Here is a 20,448-nt window from a genome sequence, read left to right as displayed (position 1 = left end):
CCTAATATTCATACTGTTATACGATCATTTTATTGTCCTATTTCGTTTAGCACTCTTCCAGCACACGCACCGCCCGCTTTATCAGAACACCGGTTAAATGTTTCCGGTATTCAGCGCTGCCGCGCATATTGGAAGACGTCTGAACCTGATCACGGATCCACTTTGCAAGACAGGCTGCTTTCTTCCCGGTCTGCGCCTTGTCCTGCTTTTCTCTGGTATCGGCATCCGCATCTGCTTTTGTTTCAGCCTTTTGCTTTTCCTCTATAAGCGCCTGTATTGTCTCCGCTGATGCCTCGAACAACACTGCACGCCCCGGACGCGCACCGATGCTAAAACGATATGCTCCATCCGCCCGTTTCGCCGCTGCACAGGTCAGTACTGGAAAATCAGTCTGCGTATTCCGCACGGACTGGTAGTGATATACGGCTTTGTCTTTATGGACAATTAATTTGACTAAAATGTCCCGGCCGCCGATCTGTTTTGCAAATTCCACCAACGGCATCCGTCCAGCTTTGTAAAGTTCCACTTCGGTGTCCATCGCCAGGAACATCGTCAGGACATCTGAAAATCCAAATCTGCCATAGATACTGCCTCCGACTGTCGCCAGGTTCCGAAGCTGCACGCCGACGATATGGCGCACCGACTCGCGCATGGCACCGTCTGTGTATGCCGCCAGTCCCGGATGTTCTTCCAGCTGGCGCAGGGTAACCATCGCGCCGATCTCAAACGCATCCTCTGTCTCCTCTATCTGATCCAGCCCCAGCCCTGAAATATCAATCGCGGTTCCTACATTGCCCCGGCTCATCTTCAGCCAGATCATACCGCCTATCACCCGGTTCGCTTTTTTCTGATTCAGCTCCCAGGCTTCCTCCAGGCTTTCTACCCGTTTATATTCTCGAATCGTCATCATAGGTTTTTCCTCTTTTTCATCTATTTCTTAAATAACAAACTTATCCATCTTTTATTATAGCATAAAACATGGTATAATTCCGTTGTTATTTTTAAAATACAACGAGACCCCTTTTTCCAGAAAAGATTAGGAGGATTTGACAAAAACTATGAAACCATCCATCCGTACCTACCTCTGCAACGACGAAAACCATCGTTTCTTTGGCGAAGGTCCTCGTCAGCTTCTTCATGCCATCGATGAAACCGGCTCGCTCCGCTCCGCCGCTCTGTCCATGAATATGGCGTATACAAAAGCACTTCGGATTATCCGCTCCGCCGAAGCCACGCTTGGATTTCCACTGACCGTCCGCACCACCGGCGGAAAAGGCGGCGGAGGCAGCCAGATGACGGCGGAGGCGAGGGAGTTTCTAGCTAAGTATGAGGCATATCGGGATGCATGTACGGAGAGTGGGCAACAGTTATATGACGAATTTTTTTGCAGGCGGAAATCTGTTTTTTACTCTTCTGGAACACAAACACCCTCTTTCACTTGTTTGCAAAATTCAAACGATGTCCGGATCGCCTGCATCATCATGGCCTCCGGTCTTGGAAAACGTTTCGGCTCGAACAAGCTCATGGCTTCGTTCCACGGTGCTCCGCTCATCCACTCGGTTCTGGATGTGACCGGTTCTGTTCCGCTCTTTGCCGATCGTCTCGTTGTGACGCGCTCCCGGGAGGTTCACGATTACTGTCAGTCCCTGGGAATTCCGGTGCTGATTCATACACTTCCCAATCGGAACGAGGCGCTCTGCCTAGGACTTACACACATGTTAAAAAGGCACCCGGATTTATCAGGCTGTCTCTTTGCACTCGGCGATCAGCCGCTTCTGCGTCCGCGGACACTGGAACGGATATGCCGGCGCTATCTCGAATGCAAAATATCACCACGTCACTCTGAATCTGTTTTCCCAGATTCTGATTTTTCCATTTTGAAATCAAAATTGCCTCAGAATTCAGGAATTGCAGAAAAATCACCGATCGTACAGCTCTGCAGCGTCCAAATGACGGCTTCTCCCGAACCTTCCGTCTCAACCACCGTCGGAAGCCCGATTCTCTTCGACCGGGCATATTTTGACGAACTGCTCCATCTGCCGGAAAAAGCTGGCGGAAGCCATGTTCTCCGCCAGCATCCGGACGTTGTCCAGTATGTGACTGCCGAAGTGCCGGAGGAATTGATGGATGTAGACACGCCGGAGGAGCTCAAACGCCTGGAGAATCTGGTAACAATCGAATAAAACTATAAGGACTGACATCACACATGCAGCATGATGCCAGTCCCTTTTTATCAATCTACGTATCACTTTCAGCCATACATTCCATATTTTATAGATGGATCTTATATTTTTATGTACCTATAACCTTTTTCTAATCTTCCTATTTCTTACGCCTCATCCTTCGGCAGCAGCACATTCAGGATAATCGCCATGAAAGCTGCCGGAACGATACCAGATCCGCCGAATACAAGCTGAATTGCTTCCGGCATCTTGGAAAGGATGGTTGCATGTGCACCCATGCCGTAACCAACACCCAGTGCAACAGAGACGATGGTCAGGTTGCGTGAAGTCATCTTCTCTTTCGTGATAAGCTGAATACCGCTAACTACGATCGAAGAGAACATCATAACCGCTGCGCCTCCCAGTACCGACTGCGGCATGATCGAAACGATCGCACCCAGCTTCGGAATCAGACCGCACAGAATCAGGAATACCGCGCCGGTTGCAAGTGCCATGCGGTTGACTACCTTTGTCATCGTAACCAGACCTACGTTCTGGCTGAACGAAGTGTTCGGAAGAACACCGAACAGCGCCGCAATACTGGAACCAAGTCCATCGCAGATAACGCCGCCGGAAAGCTCTTTATCGGTCGCCTCACGGTCCATACCGCCCTCAACGACACCGGAAATATCTCCGACCGTCTCAACAGCGGTTACAATAAACATGATAAGAACCGGCAAAATCGCGCGCATATCAAAGACAATTTTAACCGGGACGATCGCCGGAATGCTGATCCAGCTCGCCCGTGCTACCTTATCCCAGTTTAATACCCATGCTTTGGTATATTCGGTTCCGTCCGCTGCAATGCCCGTGTGCGGAAGCACCAGACCCATGATGAATGCTACAGCATAACCGGCAATAATTCCGACCAGAATCGAGGAAGAACTTAAATATCCCTTCGTTCCGTGCTTCACTGCCAGAATCACAATCAGGACAAAAATAGCAAGCAGCATATTTTCCATGGAACCAAAGTCCTGCGCTGAGCTGCCGCCGCCGAAGGAATTGACGCCGACCCCGATCAATGACCGACCAATCGAAAGAACGACCGTACCTGTTACGACCGACGGGAAAAATCGGCGAAGCGGCTTTAAGAAGCATCCAAGCACACTCTCGAACAGACCGCCGATGATCGAAGCACCCATAATGGCGCCGTACGCTAAAATACCGCCGCCCATCGTAGCCGCCACGCTGTTGAATACACCGATGAAACCAGAGCTGGTTCCCATGATAATCGGAACCTTGCCGCCGACCGGACCAACCGAAAATAACTGCAGCAGCGTGATCAGTCCCGCCACCAGCATCGCATTCTGCAGAAGCTCGATCTGCAGCTGTGCCAGATCGTTTCCGCCCGTGATACCACAGGCGCCTGTGATGATCAGAAGTGGTGTCAAGTTACCAACAAACATCGCAAGCACGTGCTGCAGTCCCAGCGGAATCGCCTGTTTTAACGGCATCTTCGCCTCAAACTCATAGGCAGGTCCCGTAAATTTCTTTTCATTTTCCATAGATTTTCTCTCCCTGTACCCAATTTAAAACTACCTTTTTACACAGTTTCCAAAACATTCTCAATTATAAAAAAAAGCATATGAACTGTAAAGATTGTTTTTTCATTTGTATATTATTTTTCATTAAGTAAGTTATAAGTATTACTTATAATTTACTTACCCAGTCCACAATATCACCAAATACCTCTTCCCGGTTGATCTCATGAAACAGTTCATGCCTTGCCCCCGGATAAAGTTGCATCGACACATTGGTACATCCGGTTTCTTGCAGATCTTCCATCGCGCGCCGCACACCGCGTCCGCCTTCTCCGACCGGGTCCTCCTCTCCCGATATCAGCAGAATCGGCAGATTTTTCGGAATTCCATCAAAGCCTCTCTTCCGCTTCAAATCCAGCATGACCTGGAAAAAATCGACGAATGCCCCATCGGTAAATAAAAACTGGCAGTATGGATCCGCCTCGTATTTTTCATCCTCCTCCGTCACGCGCGACAGCCATTGATGTTCCGTTTTTCCTTTTTCAAAATAGCGGTTATAGCTTCCAAGAACCAGCTGGTGCAGCCGCTCATTTCGTCCATTTCTTCCTTCCAGCCACGCTGCCACTGCCACGACGGTTCCGCCCAGCCACAAAAGTGGTTCCGGCTGGCTTCCGGTTCCCATGAAAATTGCGCCGTCCAGCCATTCTCCATAATGCGTGATAAAACGGCGTCCAAAAAACGAACCCATGCTGTGCCCCAGAAGAATATGCGGAATGCCCTGAAACTTGTGTTTCGCAAAACGTGCCACCTGCGCCATCGCACCGTTCACGCGGCGGACACCATTTTTCTCCGCGAACTCGCCTAATTCACCTGGTTTTGCTGTCCGTCCATGTCCCGGATGATCGTGCCCGATGACCGCAATCCCCGCCCGGTTCATCGCCTGTGCAAATTCTTCGTATCTGCCAATGTGCTCGATCATACCGTGTGCCACCTGAATGACCGCCCACGGTGTTTCCTCCGGCTCCCAGCAGATGCCATGGATTCTGCCGCTCCCATCCTGAAATGGAATATAAAAATCTTTGCCCTGTGCCATCCTGATTTCCCCGCTTTCTAAATGCTATATCGAATTATCTCTCTCAACATTGCCTGAAATATTTTTTATTTTCCTGTTTTATTGAAGCATATAATTTTCAGATCCTTTTCATATACAGGATACCACAAAAACACTCTATTATACGATTTTCCCCCTTAAAAAAAGAATGTGCCTTGTTGTGTAATAGGGAATTCCAAGGAATTTCCTATTACACAACAAAAGCTCCATCTTTCGACGGAGCTTCTGCAGTCATACGTTTTATATATCGTATGTCATATATTCATGAATCAGTGATTCATTAGTTGTTTGTATACAGAGTAACGAGCTTGTTCAGGTACTGGTATCTAGCCTTTGCCTCTTCCTCGTTCTTTGCATCCAGCGCGCCGGCTCTATCCGGATTCTTCAGAGCCAGAGATGCGTAACGAACCTCACCCTTTAAGAATGACTGGTAGTCACCTGTCGGTGCCTTGCTGTCCAGAGTGAACTTCTTGTCCTCTGCAGCCGGATTGTAACGGAAGTTGTGCCAGTAACCGCACTCTACCGCCAGTTTCTCCTCGGTCTGAGCCTTGTCCATACCTTTCTTGATACCGTGGTTGATACACGGAGCATATGCAATGACTAAGGACGGACCCGGATATGCCTCTGCCTCAGCGATTGCCTTAACAGTCTGAGCATAATCAGCACCCATGGAGATCTGGGCAACGTATACATAGCCGTAGCTCATAGCGATGGAAGCAAGATCTTTCTTCTTCACATCTTTACCACCTGCTGCGAACTGTGCAACTGCACCGGTCGGAGTTGCCTTAGAGGACTGTCCGCCTGTGTTGGAGTAAACCTCGGTATCATATACCATGATGTTGATATCCTTGCCGGAAGCAAGTACGTGGTCAACACCGCCGAAACCGATATCGTAAGCCCAACCGTCGCCGCCGAATACCCACTGGGATTTCTTAGCGAGGAAGTCTTTGTTCTTCACAATATCCTTGCAGTTCGGGCAGTCGATGCCGTCCAGAGCCTCTACCAGCTTGTCGGTAGCTGCGCCGTTCAATGCACCGATTCCGTAAGTATCCAGCCACTCTTTGCAAGCTGCTTTCACTTCATCGGTCGCCTGTTCTGCCGCCATCACAGCCTCAACCTTACCCTTTAAGCCGTCACGGATTGCGTTCTGAGCCAGAAGCATACCATAACCGAACTCTGCGTTGTCCTCGAACAGGGAGTTGTCCCAAGCCGGACCCTTGCCAGCCTTGTTCATGGTGTAAGGTGTGGACGGTGAAGAGTTGCCCCAGATAGAGGAGCATCCGGTTGCGTTGGCAATGTACATACGATCGCCGAACAGCTGAGTAATCAGTTTTGCGTACGGAGTCTCGCCGCATCCTGCACAAGCGCCGGAGAACTCAAGTAACGGCTGTTTGAACTGGCTTCCCTTAACGGTTGTCTCTTTATATTTATCAATGACATCCTGTTTGATCGGAAGTGTCTGACCGTAGTCATAACCCTTCTGAGCCTCCAGATTCTTGTCAAGACTTACCATCGTAAGTGCTTTCTCACCCTTCTTGCCCGGGCAGACATTTGCACAGGAACCACATCCGGTACAATCCAGGGAAGAAATAGTCATCACGAACTTGTACTGCGGCATACCTGTAAGCGGCAGTGTCTTTGTTCCTTCCGGAGCGGCAGCAGCCTCTTCCTCGGTCATCGCGATCGGGCGGATAACTGCGTGCGGGCACACATAAGAACAGAAGTTACACTGGATACAGTTGTCCGGATTCCAAACCGGTACATTGACTGCGATACCACGTTTCTCGTATGCAGCGGAACCAGATGGAGTTGTACCATCTACATAATCGGTAAATGCAGATACCGGCAGGTTGTTACCCTCCTGAGCATTGACAGCAGCCTGAACGGTGTTGACAAACTTAACAACGTCTGCTCTTCCCTCGGTTGCGTGAGTCATCTCAAGTCCCTCGTCCTCGCCGTTCTTCCAGCTTTCCGGAACCTGAATCTCTACAACGTTCTGAGCGCCTGCATCGATAGCAGCCCAGTTTTTCTTAACAACATCTTCGCCCTTACGACCATAGGTTGCCTTTGCAGCAGCCTTCATCAGTTCGATCGCTCTCTCCTCCGGAATAATATTTGCCAGCTTGAAGAATGCGGACTGAAGGATGGTATTGATACGGGTCGGGCCCATACCGGTCTCGATACCCAGTTTAACACCGTCGATGGTGTAGAATTTAATCTTGTGGTCAGCGATGAACTTCTTAACCTGTCCCGGTAAGTGCTGCTCCAGCTCTTCCATGTTCCACGGGCAGTTTAACAGGAATGTACCGCCGTCAACCAGTTCCTGAACCATGTTGTACTTACGGATGTAAGCCGGGTTGTGACAGGCAACAAAGTTTGCCTTGTGGATCAGGTAGGTGGATTTGATCGGTTTATGACCGAAACGAAGGTGGGACATTGTAACACCACCAGATTTCTTGGAGTCATAATCGAAGTAAGCCTGTGCGTACATATCGGTATTATCGCCGATGATCTTGATAGAGTTCTTGTTTGCACCTACAGTACCGTCGGCACCAAGACCCCAGAACTTACAGTTTACAGTTCCTTCCGGAGTGGTAACAAGCGGTGCGCCAAGCTCCAGGGAAAGGTTGGTAACATCATCTACGATACCGATGGTGAACTGTTTCTTGGTTGTGTTCTCATATACAGCTACGATCTGAGCCGGTGTGGTATCCTTGGAACCAAGTCCATAACGACCTGTGAAGATCGGAGTCTGATCGAATTTTGTACCCTTTAATGCTGCTACTACATCAAGGTAAAGCGGCTCGCCAAGGGAACCTGGCTCTTTGGTGCGATCTAATACGGAAATCTGCTTAACTGTATCCGGAATAGCGTCTACCAGTGCGCTGGCTACGAACGGACGGTACAGGCGAACCTTTACAACGCCGACTTTCTTTCCAGCTGCTACGAGGTAATCGATCGTCTCCTCGATGGTATCGTTGACAGAACCCATTGCAATGATAACGTGCTCTGCGTCCGGAGCGCCATAGTAGTTGAACAGCTTGTAGTCTGTGCCAATCTTCTCATTGACCTTGTCCATGTATTCCTGAACAATCGCCGGAAGTGCATCGTAGTACGGGTTGCAAGCCTCTCTTACCTGAAAGAAGATATCCGGGTTCTGAGCAGAACCGCGCTGACACGGGTGGTTCGGGTTCAGTGCATTCTTACGGAATGCATCGATTGCATCCATATCTGCCATATCTTTCAGATCTTCGTAATCCCAGGTCTCGATCTTCTGAATCTCATGGGATGTACGGAAACCATCGAAGAAGTTAATGAACGGAATCTTGCCCTTGATGGATGCCAGATGTGCAACCGGGGTTAAATCCATAACTTCCTGTACGCTGGATTCACACAGCATCGCGCAGCCTGTCTGACGGCACGCATAAATATCAGAATGGTCACCAAAGATGGATAACGCATGGCTGGCCAGTGCACGAGCAGAAACATTAAATACGCCCGGGAGCTGCTCACCTGCAATCTTGTATAAGTTCGGGATCATCAGAAGCAGACCCTGGGAAGCGGTGTACGTGGTTGTCAGCGCACCTGCTGCCAGAGATCCGTGTACTGCACCTGCTGCACCTGCCTCAGACTGCATCTCTGTAATCTGAACTGTGTGGCCGAAAATATTGGTTCTTCCGTCTGTTGCCCATTCATCGGTAGCCTCAGCCATCGGAGAAGAAGGGGTAATCGGATAGATAGCTGCCACGTCGGTGTATGCGTAAGAAGCATGCGCTGCTGCGTGGTTTCCATCCATGGTTTTCATCTTTCTTGCCATAATGAATATTCCTCCTATTGATAGTGAATGTATTCAGTAATAAATCTCCCCAAATAGATTGTCCTGGAAATTTACCTGATAATATTATAACAAATTCTCGTCAAAATGCAAATAATTTTGATTTATATCCGGTATTATTTTTCGAACAATTACAAAAAAGCTGTCTACTGTTTTTTCAGATAGTCGATAAAACCACAAAATATGAAAAAAAGCGCCGCCAGATGAAGAAAGACTCTCCATCCAGCGGTGCTTTTCATTCAAATGCCGCTTGAATGCCCTTTTATCATTCATTTTTGCAATCCATCTTACAGCACTTTCTATATTTCACTTTCGTTTTGCCTTGGTTTTAATTGCTTCCAGGTCCATTTGCTTCCACAACCGGGTTCGTTTCCTCTGGCTCTGGAGTTGTCTCCTGTGGTCCTTCGTTGGATTCCGCCGCTGTCGTGGTCGGAGCTTTTGTCTCGCCGCCAGAGCTGGACGATGCCGCTGTGGTTGTCTCATGTGCCACTGTGCTCTCATTAGCTGCATTTGTCTCAGCCGCAGTGCTCTCTGCTGCCGCCGTTGCCTCCGTTGCGTTGGTCGCTACAGTAGCGGAACTGTTACGTTTGATCTGCGCTGCCTTTCCACGGTAGCTGCTATTGTGAAAAAATTCACGACTCACTTCTTTATCATTCTCATAGATAACCAGATCCGTGGACCAGCGGCTGCCCGGAGTCGCTGCCTTTGTCTGCACTTCCTGATTCGGCTGCAGGGAACCATCCTCGGTATAAACCGCAGACGGCGGATCAATCTCGCCTGTCTTCTCAGAAGACATACGGATCTTGACACCCTCTTTCAGAATCGGAACTCCATACAGTGCGATCGACAGTTTTCGATCAGATGCGCTGAAGCTTGCCTTGATAGCCAGCGGATATTCCGAGTTGTTGACGAACTTGAAGTCCGGTCCGCCGTAGCTGACTGCCGCATCCTCGCCCGGTGTAACGTAGGACGGCTCGTAGCTGTGTGCGTGGCGCTCCGTACTCTTAAGCCCCGCAAATACAACCGCGTTGTATAAGGTCGAAGATACCTGGCAGACGCCGCCGCCTGGCTCCTGGACAACCTCGCCATTTAAGTATGCGGTTGCCGGCTTGTAGCCTTTTTCTTCGGTTCTCGCACCGGTCGTATTGTTAAAAGAAAATTCCTGTCCTGGTTTGACAATCGTTCCGTTTAACGCTGCGACCGCCAGACGGATATTCTCGTTTCGGTTGCTGTTGGAGGTCGTCGTGGTTGTGTAGGTGGACATTGTCTTGTACTTATCCTGTACCGACGAATCCGCTGCGACTTCCTTCGTCTCTGCGGTCAGGACGGCATCAAACTCTTTCTTGTCAATCGCATCGACCATCGCCTGTGCCAGCTTATCCTGATCGATGACAAGTCCCTTGGTGCCCTCGCTGAACTCAAACTTGCCCGTTTCCTTATTGTAACCGGAGATACCGCCGCTTTTGGCTGCCATGTTCCAGTTTCCGGCAATCAGTGCTGCCTCTGCCTTGGCATCCTCGATCATATTTTCCGTGTTGACTTCATATGTCTCACCCGGTTTCAGATCACTTGCATAGATCTCCTCGAGAAGCTGATCAACTTTATCCGCCATCAGATTGGTGACGTCGGTCTCTTTGTCTTCGTATTTGGCCTTCATCTTCCAGTCAAATGAATCAAGGATCGCCTTGCGCGCCTCCTCCTGCGTCATTCCGTAAATATTGACGCCGTTGACGGTCACCGCTCCATCTGCCACGGTACTCTCCTGTACGGCATCCGATTCAGTCGCCCCGCCTGCCGCGCTGCCCCCACCGCACCCGCGGGAGGCAATCGCCGCTATCAGGATAACCGCCAGGACACCGATCACGATCAAAAGGATCTGTGTAATATCCAGACGGTTTCTTCTCTTCTTTTTATAACGCCCGGAAGTATGCCCACTCCGACCGGCTGCCGCCCGGTTCATCGCAGTATCCCGGCGTCCCGTGCTTGTGTGCGCAGCTGTACTTTTTGTATGGCTGGATGTTCCGGACGACGAACGATGCCCGGAACTGCTATGTCCGGCACGGCTGTACGAACTCAGCGTTCCGCCCTCCAATCCTCTATGTTCAAAATTCCTTCCTCCTGAAGAATTTCTGTTGTACTCACTCATTTTCCATCACCTGTCCGTCTTTTCCATGAAATTTTATTATATGTGTTTATTTGAAAATATCCCTGCTACAGTATAGCACAATTCCAGGAAAAGAAAATAACATAATTCTTAAATTAACTTATAAATTTTTTTGATCCCCACAACCGTTTCCTGGTACATATTTCCACAGCCGCTCTGTTTTTTGTATAACGCTTCTTCTTTCAAATATATCTGATGTAAACAATCATTTTTGTTCCCGTTTACACACTGGCAAACTGCAGCGGGTATCTGCCGCATACTTGACTTTTCCATCTAATGCGGGTAGTCTTACAGCAGAAGGAGGTCTGCATCTATGCAGTTAATTGATTTACACGTTCATTCTACTGCTTCGGACGGCACACTCACGCCCACCGAAGTGACAAAGCTGGCGCTTCAATGCGGTCTGACCGCCTATGCGCTGACGGATCATGATACAGTTGACGGCGTTGCGGAAGCCATGCAGGCAGCCGAGAACACCTCCCTGACTGTCATTCCCGGTGCCGAATTTTCCAGTCCTTATGAAGGAAAAGAAATCCATATTCTGGGGCTCTATCTGAACCCGCACTGCCCGGAACTTTTATCTGCACTGCGGCAGGTCCGCGAGATCCGCAACCGGCGCAATGAAGAGCTTCTCGCTTTATTTCAGGCAGATGGATTTCCCATTAAATATGAAGATTTAATTCACGGAAATGAACACACTGTCATCACCCGTGCCCATTTTGCACGCGCACTGCTTGAAAAAGGCTGTGTCACTTCGGTCAGCCAGGCATTTGATAAATACCTCGGGGACGGCAAAAAATATTACCGCCCGAAGCAGATGATTGAGCCGGAGGAAGCGATCCGCCTGATCCGTGTAGCTGGCGGTTTACCAGCGCTCGCACATCCTCTCCAGTATAAACTTGGCTGGAAAAAGACCGAGCAGCTTCTCTCCTATTTAAAAGAAGCCGGAATGATGGGCATCGAGGTTTATTATTCCTCACACTCTCAATCCGACAGTCTTCATTTACGTGAAATAGCTTCCCGTCTCGGTCTGGTCTCCACCGGCGGTTCCGATTTTCACGGTGCCAACAAACCAGATATTCATCTTGGAAGCGGCTACGGCGGTCTGCGGGTTTCTGCACTGTTGCTGGACAACATAAAAGCCCGGTTACAGCAGAAAAACAGCTAAAATGCTGATTTACCCGCTCACGCTTCTATCGGTTCCGTATGTTCAGGCATTTACAATCTATATAAAAACTTCTTCATGAACCTGCTGAACAGACGTCTGTTTATATGTTTACATATGATAGAGCGCCTGCTCAATCCCTTCTTCCGAGACGGACTCCGCCAGTACAGCCTTCATTCCCGCCGCGCTGGCGGTTTTTTCTGTCTTTTCTCCGATACAGACGGCTGTAAATCCGTTCAATGTCTCCTTATCCGGCTGTAAAATATCCAGGAATCCCTGTACCGTCGATCCGCTCGTAAACGTGGCCGCATCGATCGCGCCCTCTTTTAGGAGTTCACGGATGCGCTCTGCAAGCGGCGATTCCTCCGGCGTGATCGTATCGTAAAGTGTCACATCCATATAGGATATTCCGGCAGCTTCAAATGCCTGCGTCAGTTCCGGCGAACCATGTCTGGCGCGCAGGATACATACGCGTTCGTTCTGCTTCACCTGTTTTGCCAACCCTTTTCCGAGATCTGCCGCATAAAAGCGCTCCGGAATATAATCTGGGTAAATACCGTGTTCCCGGCAGACGGACGCGGTTCCCTCGCCGATCACAGCAAAACGCAGATGGGAAAGGCTCCTGAAATCTTTCTGCATCTGGTTCAAAAGCTCAAAGAAATATTGTGCCCCTGCCGGACTTGTGAGCACCAGCCAGTGATACGATTCCAGATTCCGAACCAGTTCATACAGTTTTTCTTTATCCGCTGTGCCAGCATCCGCTTTTTCTGATTTTTTCCAGACCGGTTTTAACTCAATCGTCGGAAATTCCAGCACCTCCGCTCCGGCATCGCGCAGATGTTCCGCCAGCTTCTGGCTGCGCTCCTTCGGGCGGGTAATCACGATCCGTTTTCCTACCAACGGCTTTTCTTCTCTCCATGCACATGTATCAGCAAGCGCACAGACCTCCCCGATCACAAGGATGGCAGGCGCCTTGACGCCCTGACGCACACCCTCTTCCGGAAGTGTCTGCAGGGTTGCGCGGATCATTCTCTGGGACGCAAGGGTTCCGTTCATCAGAAATGCCGCCGGCGTCTCCGGTTTCATTCCCGCATTCAGAAGCCCCTCACAGATCCTCGGCGCATTCGCAACACTCATCAGAAAAATTAAGGTGCCGCCGACCCGAGCAAGTGCCTCAAAATCCAGAGCCGGCATGCCCTCCATACGATGTCCGGTAATCACATGAAACGATCCCGCCAATCCTCGGTGCGTCACCGGGATGCCAAAATATGCCGGAACTGCCAGGCTGGAGCTGATACCTGGAACCACCTCAAACGGGATCTGATGTTTCTTTAAAAATTCAGCTTCTTCGCCGCCGCGTCCAAAGACGAACGGATCCCCGCCCTTGAGGCGCACGATCGTTCCGCCCTTTTTCGCTTCCTCTAATAAAATTTCTAAGATTTCTTCCTGCTTCTTCGAATGGCGTCCACTCCGTTTACCAACGTCAATTTTCCGCGTGTGCTCCGGAATCCAGCCCAGTACCGCGTCGCCTGCCAAAGCGTCGTAGACGACGGCATCCGCCTGCTCCAGAAGTTCTCTGCCGCGCAGGGTAAAAAGCCCTGCATCGCCAGGACCCGAGCCGATAAGGTAGACTTTCCCCAACGGAGACATTGCAGGCTTTCCCGATAACTGTTCCGCCAATTTTCTTCCAAGCTCCGCTGCTTTCTCTGCCTCCCCCTCAATGGAACCAATACGGACTTCTCCCGTTTCTTCCTTATAATAAAGACCTCTCAGCTTGATTTTTCCATTTTCAAGCACCGCCGAAGCTGCCGTCGGCGACGAACATCCGCCCCCAAGCGTGGCGACAAAGCCCTGTTCTGCCCTGGTTAAAACCGCAGACTCCTCAGAGTGAACCATTTTCACAAAAGGGATCTCCCGGTCACGCCGTCCCTGGATTGCCAGAATGCCCTGTCCTGCTGACGGGATCATTTCCTCCACAGAAAAATAACGGCTGATGCGATCTGCAAATCCCAGACGAATCAGCCCCGCCGCTGCCAGAATCAGCGCATCATATTCGCCAGAATCGAGCTTTCGCAAACGCGTGTTCAGGTTGCCTCGGATCCCCTTAAATTCTGCATCCGGGAATAATCTCTGCCCCTGTAGGACGCGGCGGCGGCTGGAAGTTCCGATTACCGGGTGTGCCGGAAGCTCGGATAAGCCTTCACGCAGAACCAGCACATCGCGGCAATCTTCGCGTTCTAAAAGCGCCAGCACCGGCAGCTCCTCCGGCGGACAGAGCGGCATATCTTTTAAGGAATGAACTGTCAGCTCGCACCGCCCTTCATAAAGCGCCTGATCCAGCTCTTTTACAAACAATCCCCTGCCGCCAACCGCATCGAGTGGACGGTCAAGTACCTTGTCTCCCGTCGTTTTCATCGTGATCAATTCAAATCCTGTCTCCGGACAGACATTCTGCATCGCTGCGATCGCCATCTTTGACTGAACAACTGCCAGCGCACTGTCGCGGCTGCCTACGCGGATCCTATTTTTATCTGTCAATTTTTAATCTCCTCTATAAAATATATTAAGTATCTTCTACCTCTGCCTCCGCCAGCACGCGGCGTACTTCTTTTGCCACACGATGCGTCAATCCCGGATCCGCTCCGCCAGAAATCAATCCGGCTGTCAGTTCTCTGCCCTGGGCGATCGCCGGGAAATAAAACTCTGACTGACTTTTATCGGAAGCCATATTAAACCAGACGGAATGGCTCGACGCATCCTCCTTGATCCGTGCGTCCGTCCCCGTCTGCCCGGTCGCTGCCAGCGCCATAAAAAAGTTTTTTTCCTGCCAGATCGTATCACGAACTTCCTCATAGGTTTGTTCAATCAGACGGATTTTCCGTGAATCCGCCAGCTTCCGTATCTCTTCCGAAGTGTTCGGTGCAATCACCGTGATCGCTGCGCCAAATTTTTCCAGCACGCCGACCCGCCTCGATGCCACACTTCCAGCTCCCACAACCAGTACCTGCCGATCTGTCATATCTATAAAAATCGGAAAATAGGACATTTCTCTTCTCCCACTATTTTCGTTTGGTAACTGTTCAGTGCCTTCACAGTCACGCGCAATAAATCCGCAGACCTACTGAACAGTTACTTCGTTTGTTTCTATACTGCCGGAATTGATTTCATCTCTTCCAGACTGCGTTTCTGTATTATTATAAAGTGTCGCATTTTATAAATCAAGCGTGAGGCAGATCTATTTTTCATTTTAGAACCTCTTTTGTTTCTGTTCACGGGTAGGCACTTTTGGAACCGAAAGTGCCGTAAGAAAACGTGGTGGCAGCAGGAATTTGCCGTATTGAAATGCGAAGCCACGGCAAATTCCGTTACTGGACACGTATGCGTGTACAGTAACCCTCTTTTATTAATACCCGTATACGTAAAAAGTAATCCTTGTTTTATCTTGCCAGAACGGTGCAGATTTTGTATACTTATAACACATTTAAATTCAATACAATGAGTATAAAAAGATTGACTAATACCAATAAAGGAGTTACAACGATGGAAGAATTTTACAAAGCAATCGAAGACAAGATCAAAGCTTCCGGCTATCCGGGCGAGGTAAACGGCGAGGATATCTACAACGACATCTGCGATCAGATGGAGGAAAAAGAAAATGGAACCTATCTGTTTCTCTCCAAAAAAGACAATGGCGTCGTATTTGAATACAAGGTAGACATTCTGGATGAGTCCTTCAATCTCTCCTATGTTCATATTACCGCAAATAACGACACGTTTCATATTGATTTTGACAATTAATAGACAATCTTTTCTTGGACATCCCTGTATTTTTGACATACAGGGATATTTTTTTAAGGATTTTTTTGGAAAATGTGAGCATTGCGCCCTTTATAGAGGTCTGTTATAATTATCATTGTTAAAAGATTGACGAAATTATAAACTGCACACAGGGTTGTGTGCCAATCCATGAAGGAGGGCTAAATATGAAAATCCAGAATATTTCCGATGTAAACACATTTTTTAAAGTAATTGATTCCTGCAAAGGAACCGTCGAGCTGGTTTCCCCGGAGGGCGACCGCATCAACCTGAAATCCAAGCTGTCCCAGTATCTGTCGATGGCAAATATTTTTTCCAATGGCTATATCAAAGAGCTGGAGCTGGTCGCTTATGAGAAAGAGGACTTAGACCGACTGATTAAATTTATGTATCAGGGAGAGTAAGCTCTCTTCTGAGGTGTACACGGTATGTACGTTGCCGTTGTATAAAAAAATGTTTGAATGATGCGATAGAAACTGTATAAAAAAGCTTTCTGGCTGCATGGCAGATTGGCTCTGCTGCACAGAAAGCTTTTTTCCGTTTTATGAATCTAAGTCAAACCGTTTCTCATACTTCACGCAATAAACACGCAAACCTTCTAAACAGCTACGCTTCTATCCGCGCCAGCTCTTGAAAGACTTTTTCAATTTCTTCCCGCGACGCCCGGAATGTTCCCTGCACCATCTGGGTGCTCCCGCCGCCGCGTCCCTGCAGACGGGCGTTTAATTCTTTTCCGAATGCACGCATATCACGGCCGAGGCTTCCGGCTGTGTAGTTATAACCTGACGCGTCATCGCCAGAGCACACCAGCACGGTCTCTCCTTTTTCCTGTTCCACTAGCAGATTTGCAAACTGACGCACCAGAACTGGCGTCATGCCCTGCTCAAATACAGCCAGCGCATTCTGACCCTGCGGATAGACGTCTGCCTGCATGGTGAGAATGCGCTGCCAGAGGCGGTTGATCTCACCGTCCTTGCGCCCGCTCTCCTCTTTCAGATGGCTGACCGCCTCCGCCGCCTTCTCCGGTTTTGCAGAAAGCAGGTTAGAGATCGTCTGCATCTGCTCCGTCTTCGCCTCAAAATTCTCCAGCGCACGGTCACCACAGAGCACGGAGAAACGCACGCCGCCCTTGTAATTCATCAGGGAAAGCACTTTGATCACGCCGATCTCTCCCGTGTAATCCACGTGTGTGCCACAGCAGGCACAGATATCCGCCCCCGGAATCTCTACGATGCGGACCTGACCGGTCAGCTCTTTCTTGCTGCGGTAATCGATCGTTTTCAATTCCTCCTCATCCGGATATGTCACCTGTACCGGAAGATTCGCCCAGACAACCGCATTTGCCTTCTTCTCGATTTCCTTTAACTGTTCCCAGTTAAGCGGACCATTCAGATCGACCGTCACTTCATCGTGTCCCATATGAAATCCGACATTATCATATCCGTATGCGGCATGAATCAGCCCCGATATGATATGTTCTCCCGTATGTTGCTGCATGTTGGAAAAACGCTGTTCCCAGTCGATGGCCGCGTGAACGGTGTTTCCCACCTCCAGCGGCGCGTCCGTCTCATGAACAACCACGCCATGTTTCTCCTCCACATGTGTCACGTGCACTTCCCCGATCCGTCCGGTATCCGACGGCTGTCCGCCGCCCTCCGGGTAAAATCCGGTCTGGGAAAGTTCCACCTCAAATCCGTGCTTTGCCGGACGGCAGGCGGTGACGATGGCATCAAATTCTTTTACATACGGTGTCTGATAATATAACGGTTCCATTTTCATTCCTCTTTTCATTTCGTTGTACAATGTTCTGTGACAAATCGTTATGGATAAACATCCATGTCGATCCGCCCGGTTATCTCGGTTATCTCGATTATTTCAACAAAAAATTTATAGTAAAATATTTCCGTCCTAATTTTCCTGATTTATGGAAACTGTGGCAAGCTGCCCCTCATATGATGAAGTGTATAGAAAATCTCGGAGGACATAACCATGAGTGATTTAGCGGCTACCAACTGCGGTTGCGGATGTGATAACAACGGAGGAAGCTGCGGCTGTAATTGTGGCTGTGGATGCGGCGGTTTCGGCAACAACAACTGTCTCTTCCTGATTCTGATTCTGCTGTGCTGCGGCGGATGTGGCGGCGGATGCTTTGATCACGGATGCGGCGGCAACAACTGCGACTGCCTGATCTGGATCCTGCTTCTGTGCTGCTGCTGTGGCGGCGGTGGCTTTGGCTGCTGATAAACATCCGCCCATATCCAGCATATCTTTTGAGAATGCATCCATGTACATTTTAATACCGCAGATTTAACACCATCACATCTTATTTGCGCGTCAACTGATAAATCAATGCATTGCAGATCGCGGCGGCTACATTGCTGCCGCCCTTTCTGCCTCTTGCCACAATATAAGGAGTGTCCGGCAGGGATATAATCAATTCCTTGGACGGCACGACATTGACAAAGCCGACCGGCACGCCGATGATGAGTTTCGGGTGGATTTTTTCCTCCTGAATCAACTCGTACAGACGCACCAGCGCGGTCGGTGCATTCCCAACTGCAAAAATACAGTCTTTTCCCATTTCTGCCGCCTTGTCCATGCTGGCAACCGCACGGGTGGTCCCGAACGCTGCCGCTTTCTTCGCGACATCCTCGTCCGCCATAAAACAGTAGACCTCACCGCCCAGCGACGCAAGCGCGCGCTTGTTGATGCCGGATTTTCCCATATTCGTATCAGTCACGATGCACGCCCCATTTTTCAGAGCTTCCAACGCCTTATCGACTGCGCCCGGTGAAAATACAAGCGAATCTGCGTACTCAAAGTCGGCTGTCGTGTGAATCACGCGTTTCACAATTGGTGCTTCTTTCTCCGGAAATGTCCGTTCCCCCAGCTCCTCGGTGATAATCTCAAAACTTCTCGCCTCAATCTCCGACGGCAATACCTGACTGAGTTCTTTCATTTTTTCATCCATCTATCTACACTCCCTTTTCCAGAATCCGGTAAATTGCTTCCATATCCAAGTACTTCCGCATCGTGTCTGCCAGCCGGTTGTACTGCTCTTCCCGGTATTTCTCATAATCAAACGACAATCCGCCGACTTCCGGCTCCATTCCTTTTTCTTTCATCAGCGCACAGACAATCGTCTCCGCCACCTCTGCCTTGTCAAAAATGCCGTGGACGTAAGTGCCGTAGAGGTTGTCCCGGCAGCAGCCATCCTGTTTTTCAGTGTGGTTTCCCGCCTGTTCTTCCCTGAGTTTCAATAAACTATGATTTACGGCTTTTTCCTGCTCCTTGATCACGTTCTTAACAATATCACCGCCGACAGATGATGTCTCTCCCATATGTATTTCATATCCTTCCGCCTCCATCCCCGAAAGCCCGGAAAAGATACCGCTGACCGTCCCGAAACATCCCTTGACCTGCGTCCTGGTCTTTTCTTCCTGAAACTGTGTCTGTAACGGCAGAAGTCCCATACCGGAGATCGTACGCCCAGGCACACCCGCCTCGGTTCCTTCCTGATCTGACAGCGTCTGTCCCATCATCTGATAGCCGCCGCAGATGCCCCAGATCGGCGTTCCTCCGGCTGCTTTCTTTAAAACTGCCGCTTCCAGACCATTCTGCCGCATCCAGAGCAGATCCTCGATCGTATTCTTCGTTCCCGGAAGAACAATCAGATCCGGTCGTCCCAGCTCAGACAGGCGGCTCACATAACGCACCGAAACGCCGGGGATCGGGTCAAAGACGTTCAGGTCAGTGAAATTGGATAAACGCGGAAAGCGGATGGCTGCAATGTCGATCCATGCCTCTACATGTTTTTCAGATGACTCGTTTTCCTGTTTAAGGGTATTATTCCGCCCTGTGGATGAAAGGCGGCTGCTTAAGCTATCCTCGTCCTCGATATCCACATCCATGTACGGAACAACGCCGACCACCGGAATCTTGCATAATTTCTCGATCATCTCAACACCTGGATCCAGGATCGTCTTATCGCCGCGGAATTTGTTGATGATGAGCCCCTTTACCATCGCCTGTTCATCCGGTTCCAGAAGCGCTACCGTTCCATAGAGCTGTGCAAACACGCCGCCCCGGTCGATGTCCCCGGCAAGCAGCACCGGCGCACCCGCCATGCGCGCCATTCCCATGTTCACGATATCATCCGATTTTAAGTTGATCTCCGCCGGGCTGCCGGCGCCCTCGATCACGATGATATCGTACTGTTCGGACAAGTGCTGAAACGCTTTCTTGATTTCCGGGATTAGCTGCTTTTTATACTTGAAATATTCCTTCGCGGGCATTGTGCCGATCGGGACACCGCGCACGATCACCTGAGAACCGACATCGCTGGATGGCTTTAAGAGAATCGGATTCATGTCCACCGATGGCTCACAGCCCGCCGCCTGCGCCTGCACTACCTGTGCACGTCCCATTTCCAATCCCTCGCTGGTAATATAGGAGTTCAGCGCCATATTCTGCGATTTAAACGGCGCCACGCGGTAGCCGTCCTGCTTAAAAATCCGGCAGAGTCCCGCCGCCAGCAGGCTTTTTCCCGCATTGGACATCGTTCCCTGTATCATGATTGCTTTTGCCACGGTGAAATCCTCCTTATTTTTGAGTGTCTTACCAAATAATGGTTGCTCAAAGCTATTTAATTCGA

At 49.8% G+C, this 20,448-nt stretch carries 15 protein-coding genes; 5 read left to right on the top strand and 10 right to left on the bottom strand.

Going from position 1 to position 20,448, the window contains the following annotated elements; translation table 11 throughout:
• Positions 1-46: 46 nt before the first annotated feature.
• On the bottom strand, positions 47-910 hold the full coding sequence (locus PUQ60_RS00510; RefSeq protein WP_273392031.1) for an FAD binding domain-containing protein: 864 nt from the start codon (positions 908-910) through the stop codon (positions 47-49).
• A gap of 148 nt (positions 911-1,058) precedes the next feature.
• Between PUQ60_RS00510 and PUQ60_RS00505 the strand changes: the two genes are divergently transcribed.
• Positions 1,059-2,183 carry an NTP transferase domain-containing protein gene (locus tag PUQ60_RS00505; protein ID WP_273381002.1) on the top strand — a complete coding sequence of 375 codons (1,125 nt, stop codon included), beginning with the start codon at positions 1,059-1,061 and terminating at the stop codon, positions 2,181-2,183.
• A gap of 146 nt (positions 2,184-2,329) precedes the next feature.
• On the opposite strand, the gene PUQ60_RS00500 is transcribed toward PUQ60_RS00505, so the two are convergent.
• The 4 genes from PUQ60_RS00500 to PUQ60_RS00485 all read right to left on the bottom strand — a co-directional run bounded on the left by PUQ60_RS00500 (position 2,330) and on the right by PUQ60_RS00485 (position 10,795).
• Complete coding sequence (locus PUQ60_RS00500) at positions 2,330-3,727, bottom strand: nucleobase:cation symporter-2 family protein (RefSeq protein ID WP_273482796.1); 1,398 nt, start codon at positions 3,725-3,727, stop codon at positions 2,330-2,332.
• Positions 3,728-3,872: 145 nt separating this feature from the next.
• A complete protein-coding gene (locus PUQ60_RS00495; protein WP_273381484.1) occupies positions 3,873-4,796 on the bottom strand; it encodes an alpha/beta hydrolase in 924 nt (307 codons plus the stop codon).
• 298 nt (positions 4,797-5,094) lie between these two features.
• Complete coding sequence (nifJ, locus tag PUQ60_RS00490; RefSeq protein ID WP_273417092.1) at positions 5,095-8,631, bottom strand: pyruvate:ferredoxin (flavodoxin) oxidoreductase; 3,537 nt, start codon at positions 8,629-8,631, stop codon at positions 5,095-5,097.
• Between the two features lie 346 nt (positions 8,632-8,977).
• Positions 8,978-10,795, bottom strand: coding sequence for a VanW family protein (locus PUQ60_RS00485; protein WP_273381275.1), 1,818 nt, complete (start codon positions 10,793-10,795; stop codon positions 8,978-8,980).
• Between the two features lie 331 nt (positions 10,796-11,126).
• On the opposite strand from PUQ60_RS00485, the gene PUQ60_RS00480 reads away from it, so the two are divergent.
• Positions 11,127-11,981, top strand: a complete 855-nt coding sequence (locus tag PUQ60_RS00480; RefSeq protein WP_117795479.1) for a PHP domain-containing protein — start codon at positions 11,127-11,129, stop codon at positions 11,979-11,981.
• 108 nt (positions 11,982-12,089) lie between these two features.
• On the opposite strand, the gene hemC is transcribed toward PUQ60_RS00480, so the two are convergent.
• Both hemC and PUQ60_RS00470 read right to left on the bottom strand, forming a co-directional pair.
• Positions 12,090-14,516 (bottom strand): hydroxymethylbilane synthase, encoded by a 2,427-nt coding sequence (gene hemC / locus PUQ60_RS00475; RefSeq protein ID WP_273381273.1) that lies wholly within the window; start codon positions 14,514-14,516, stop codon positions 12,090-12,092.
• A gap of 25 nt (positions 14,517-14,541) precedes the next feature.
• Complete coding sequence (locus PUQ60_RS00470; RefSeq protein WP_117795481.1) at positions 14,542-15,024, bottom strand: bifunctional precorrin-2 dehydrogenase/sirohydrochlorin ferrochelatase; 483 nt, start codon at positions 15,022-15,024, stop codon at positions 14,542-14,544.
• A gap of 494 nt (positions 15,025-15,518) precedes the next feature.
• Here PUQ60_RS00470 and PUQ60_RS00465 point away from each other — a divergent pair, with 494 nt between their 5' ends.
• Both PUQ60_RS00465 and PUQ60_RS00460 read left to right on the top strand, forming a co-directional pair.
• On the top strand, positions 15,519-15,776 hold the full coding sequence (locus tag PUQ60_RS00465) for a hypothetical protein (protein ID WP_022359554.1): 258 nt from the start codon (positions 15,519-15,521) through the stop codon (positions 15,774-15,776).
• 185 nt (positions 15,777-15,961) lie between these two features.
• A complete protein-coding gene (locus PUQ60_RS00460; RefSeq protein WP_022359553.1) occupies positions 15,962-16,198 on the top strand; it encodes a hypothetical protein in 237 nt (78 codons plus the stop codon).
• A gap of 202 nt (positions 16,199-16,400) precedes the next feature.
• Here PUQ60_RS00460 and PUQ60_RS00455 read toward each other — a convergent pair whose 3' ends face one another.
• Positions 16,401-17,567 carry an alanyl-tRNA editing protein gene (locus PUQ60_RS00455; RefSeq protein WP_273380853.1) on the bottom strand — a complete coding sequence of 389 codons (1,167 nt, stop codon included), beginning with the start codon at positions 17,565-17,567 and terminating at the stop codon, positions 16,401-16,403.
• Positions 17,568-17,783: 216 nt separating this feature from the next.
• Between PUQ60_RS00455 and PUQ60_RS00450 the strand changes: the two genes are divergently transcribed.
• Entirely contained in the window at positions 17,784-18,035 is a 252-nt protein-coding gene (locus PUQ60_RS00450; RefSeq protein WP_022359551.1) for a hypothetical protein, read from the top strand.
• A gap of 82 nt (positions 18,036-18,117) precedes the next feature.
• On the opposite strand, the gene PUQ60_RS00445 is transcribed toward PUQ60_RS00450, so the two are convergent.
• Positions 18,118-18,753, bottom strand: coding sequence for a precorrin-8X methylmutase (locus tag PUQ60_RS00445; RefSeq protein WP_273380867.1), 636 nt, complete (start codon positions 18,751-18,753; stop codon positions 18,118-18,120).
• 16 nt (positions 18,754-18,769) lie between these two features.
• Complete coding sequence (locus PUQ60_RS00440; RefSeq protein WP_118637232.1) at positions 18,770-20,383, bottom strand: cobyric acid synthase; 1,614 nt, start codon at positions 20,381-20,383, stop codon at positions 18,770-18,772.
• Positions 20,384-20,448: the final 65 nt, after the last annotated feature.

This window comes from Clostridium sp. AF02-29, from assembly GCF_934835585.1.
GTDB classification, from domain to species: Bacteria; Bacillota; Clostridia; order Lachnospirales; family Lachnospiraceae; genus Otoolea; species Otoolea fessa.
This window is presented reverse-complemented; position numbering and strand designations above follow the sequence as displayed.

Coding starts and splice junctions, on each gene's coding strand:
- PUQ60_RS00465 (WP_022359554.1), top strand. CDS start 15,519: ATGGAAGAATTTTACAAAGCAATCGAAGACAAGATCAAAGCTTCCGGC.
- PUQ60_RS00455 (WP_273380853.1), bottom strand. CDS start 17,567: ATGGAACCGTTATATTATCAGACACCGTATGTAAAAGAATTTGATGCC.
- PUQ60_RS00470 (WP_117795481.1), bottom strand. CDS start 15,024: ATGTCCTATTTTCCGATTTTTATAGATATGACAGATCGGCAGGTACTG.
- PUQ60_RS00480 (WP_117795479.1), top strand. CDS start 11,127: ATGCAGTTAATTGATTTACACGTTCATTCTACTGCTTCGGACGGCACA.
- PUQ60_RS00510 (WP_273392031.1), bottom strand. CDS start 910: ATGATGACGATTCGAGAATATAAACGGGTAGAAAGCCTGGAGGAAGCC.
- PUQ60_RS00495 (WP_273381484.1), bottom strand. CDS start 4,796: ATGGCACAGGGCAAAGATTTTTATATTCCATTTCAGGATGGGAGCGGC.
- nifJ (WP_273417092.1), bottom strand. CDS start 8,631: ATGGCAAGAAAGATGAAAACCATGGATGGAAACCACGCAGCAGCGCAT.
- PUQ60_RS00445 (WP_273380867.1), bottom strand. CDS start 18,753: ATGAAAGAACTCAGTCAGGTATTGCCGTCGGAGATTGAGGCGAGAAGT.
- PUQ60_RS00460 (WP_022359553.1), top strand. CDS start 15,962: ATGAAAATCCAGAATATTTCCGATGTAAACACATTTTTTAAAGTAATT.
- PUQ60_RS00450 (WP_022359551.1), top strand. CDS start 17,784: ATGAGTGATTTAGCGGCTACCAACTGCGGTTGCGGATGTGATAACAAC.
- PUQ60_RS00485 (WP_273381275.1), bottom strand. CDS start 10,795: ATGAGTGAGTACAACAGAAATTCTTCAGGAGGAAGGAATTTTGAACAT.
- PUQ60_RS00500 (WP_273482796.1), bottom strand. CDS start 3,727: ATGGAAAATGAAAAGAAATTTACGGGACCTGCCTATGAGTTTGAGGCG.
- PUQ60_RS00505 (WP_273381002.1), top strand. CDS start 1,059: ATGAAACCATCCATCCGTACCTACCTCTGCAACGACGAAAACCATCGT.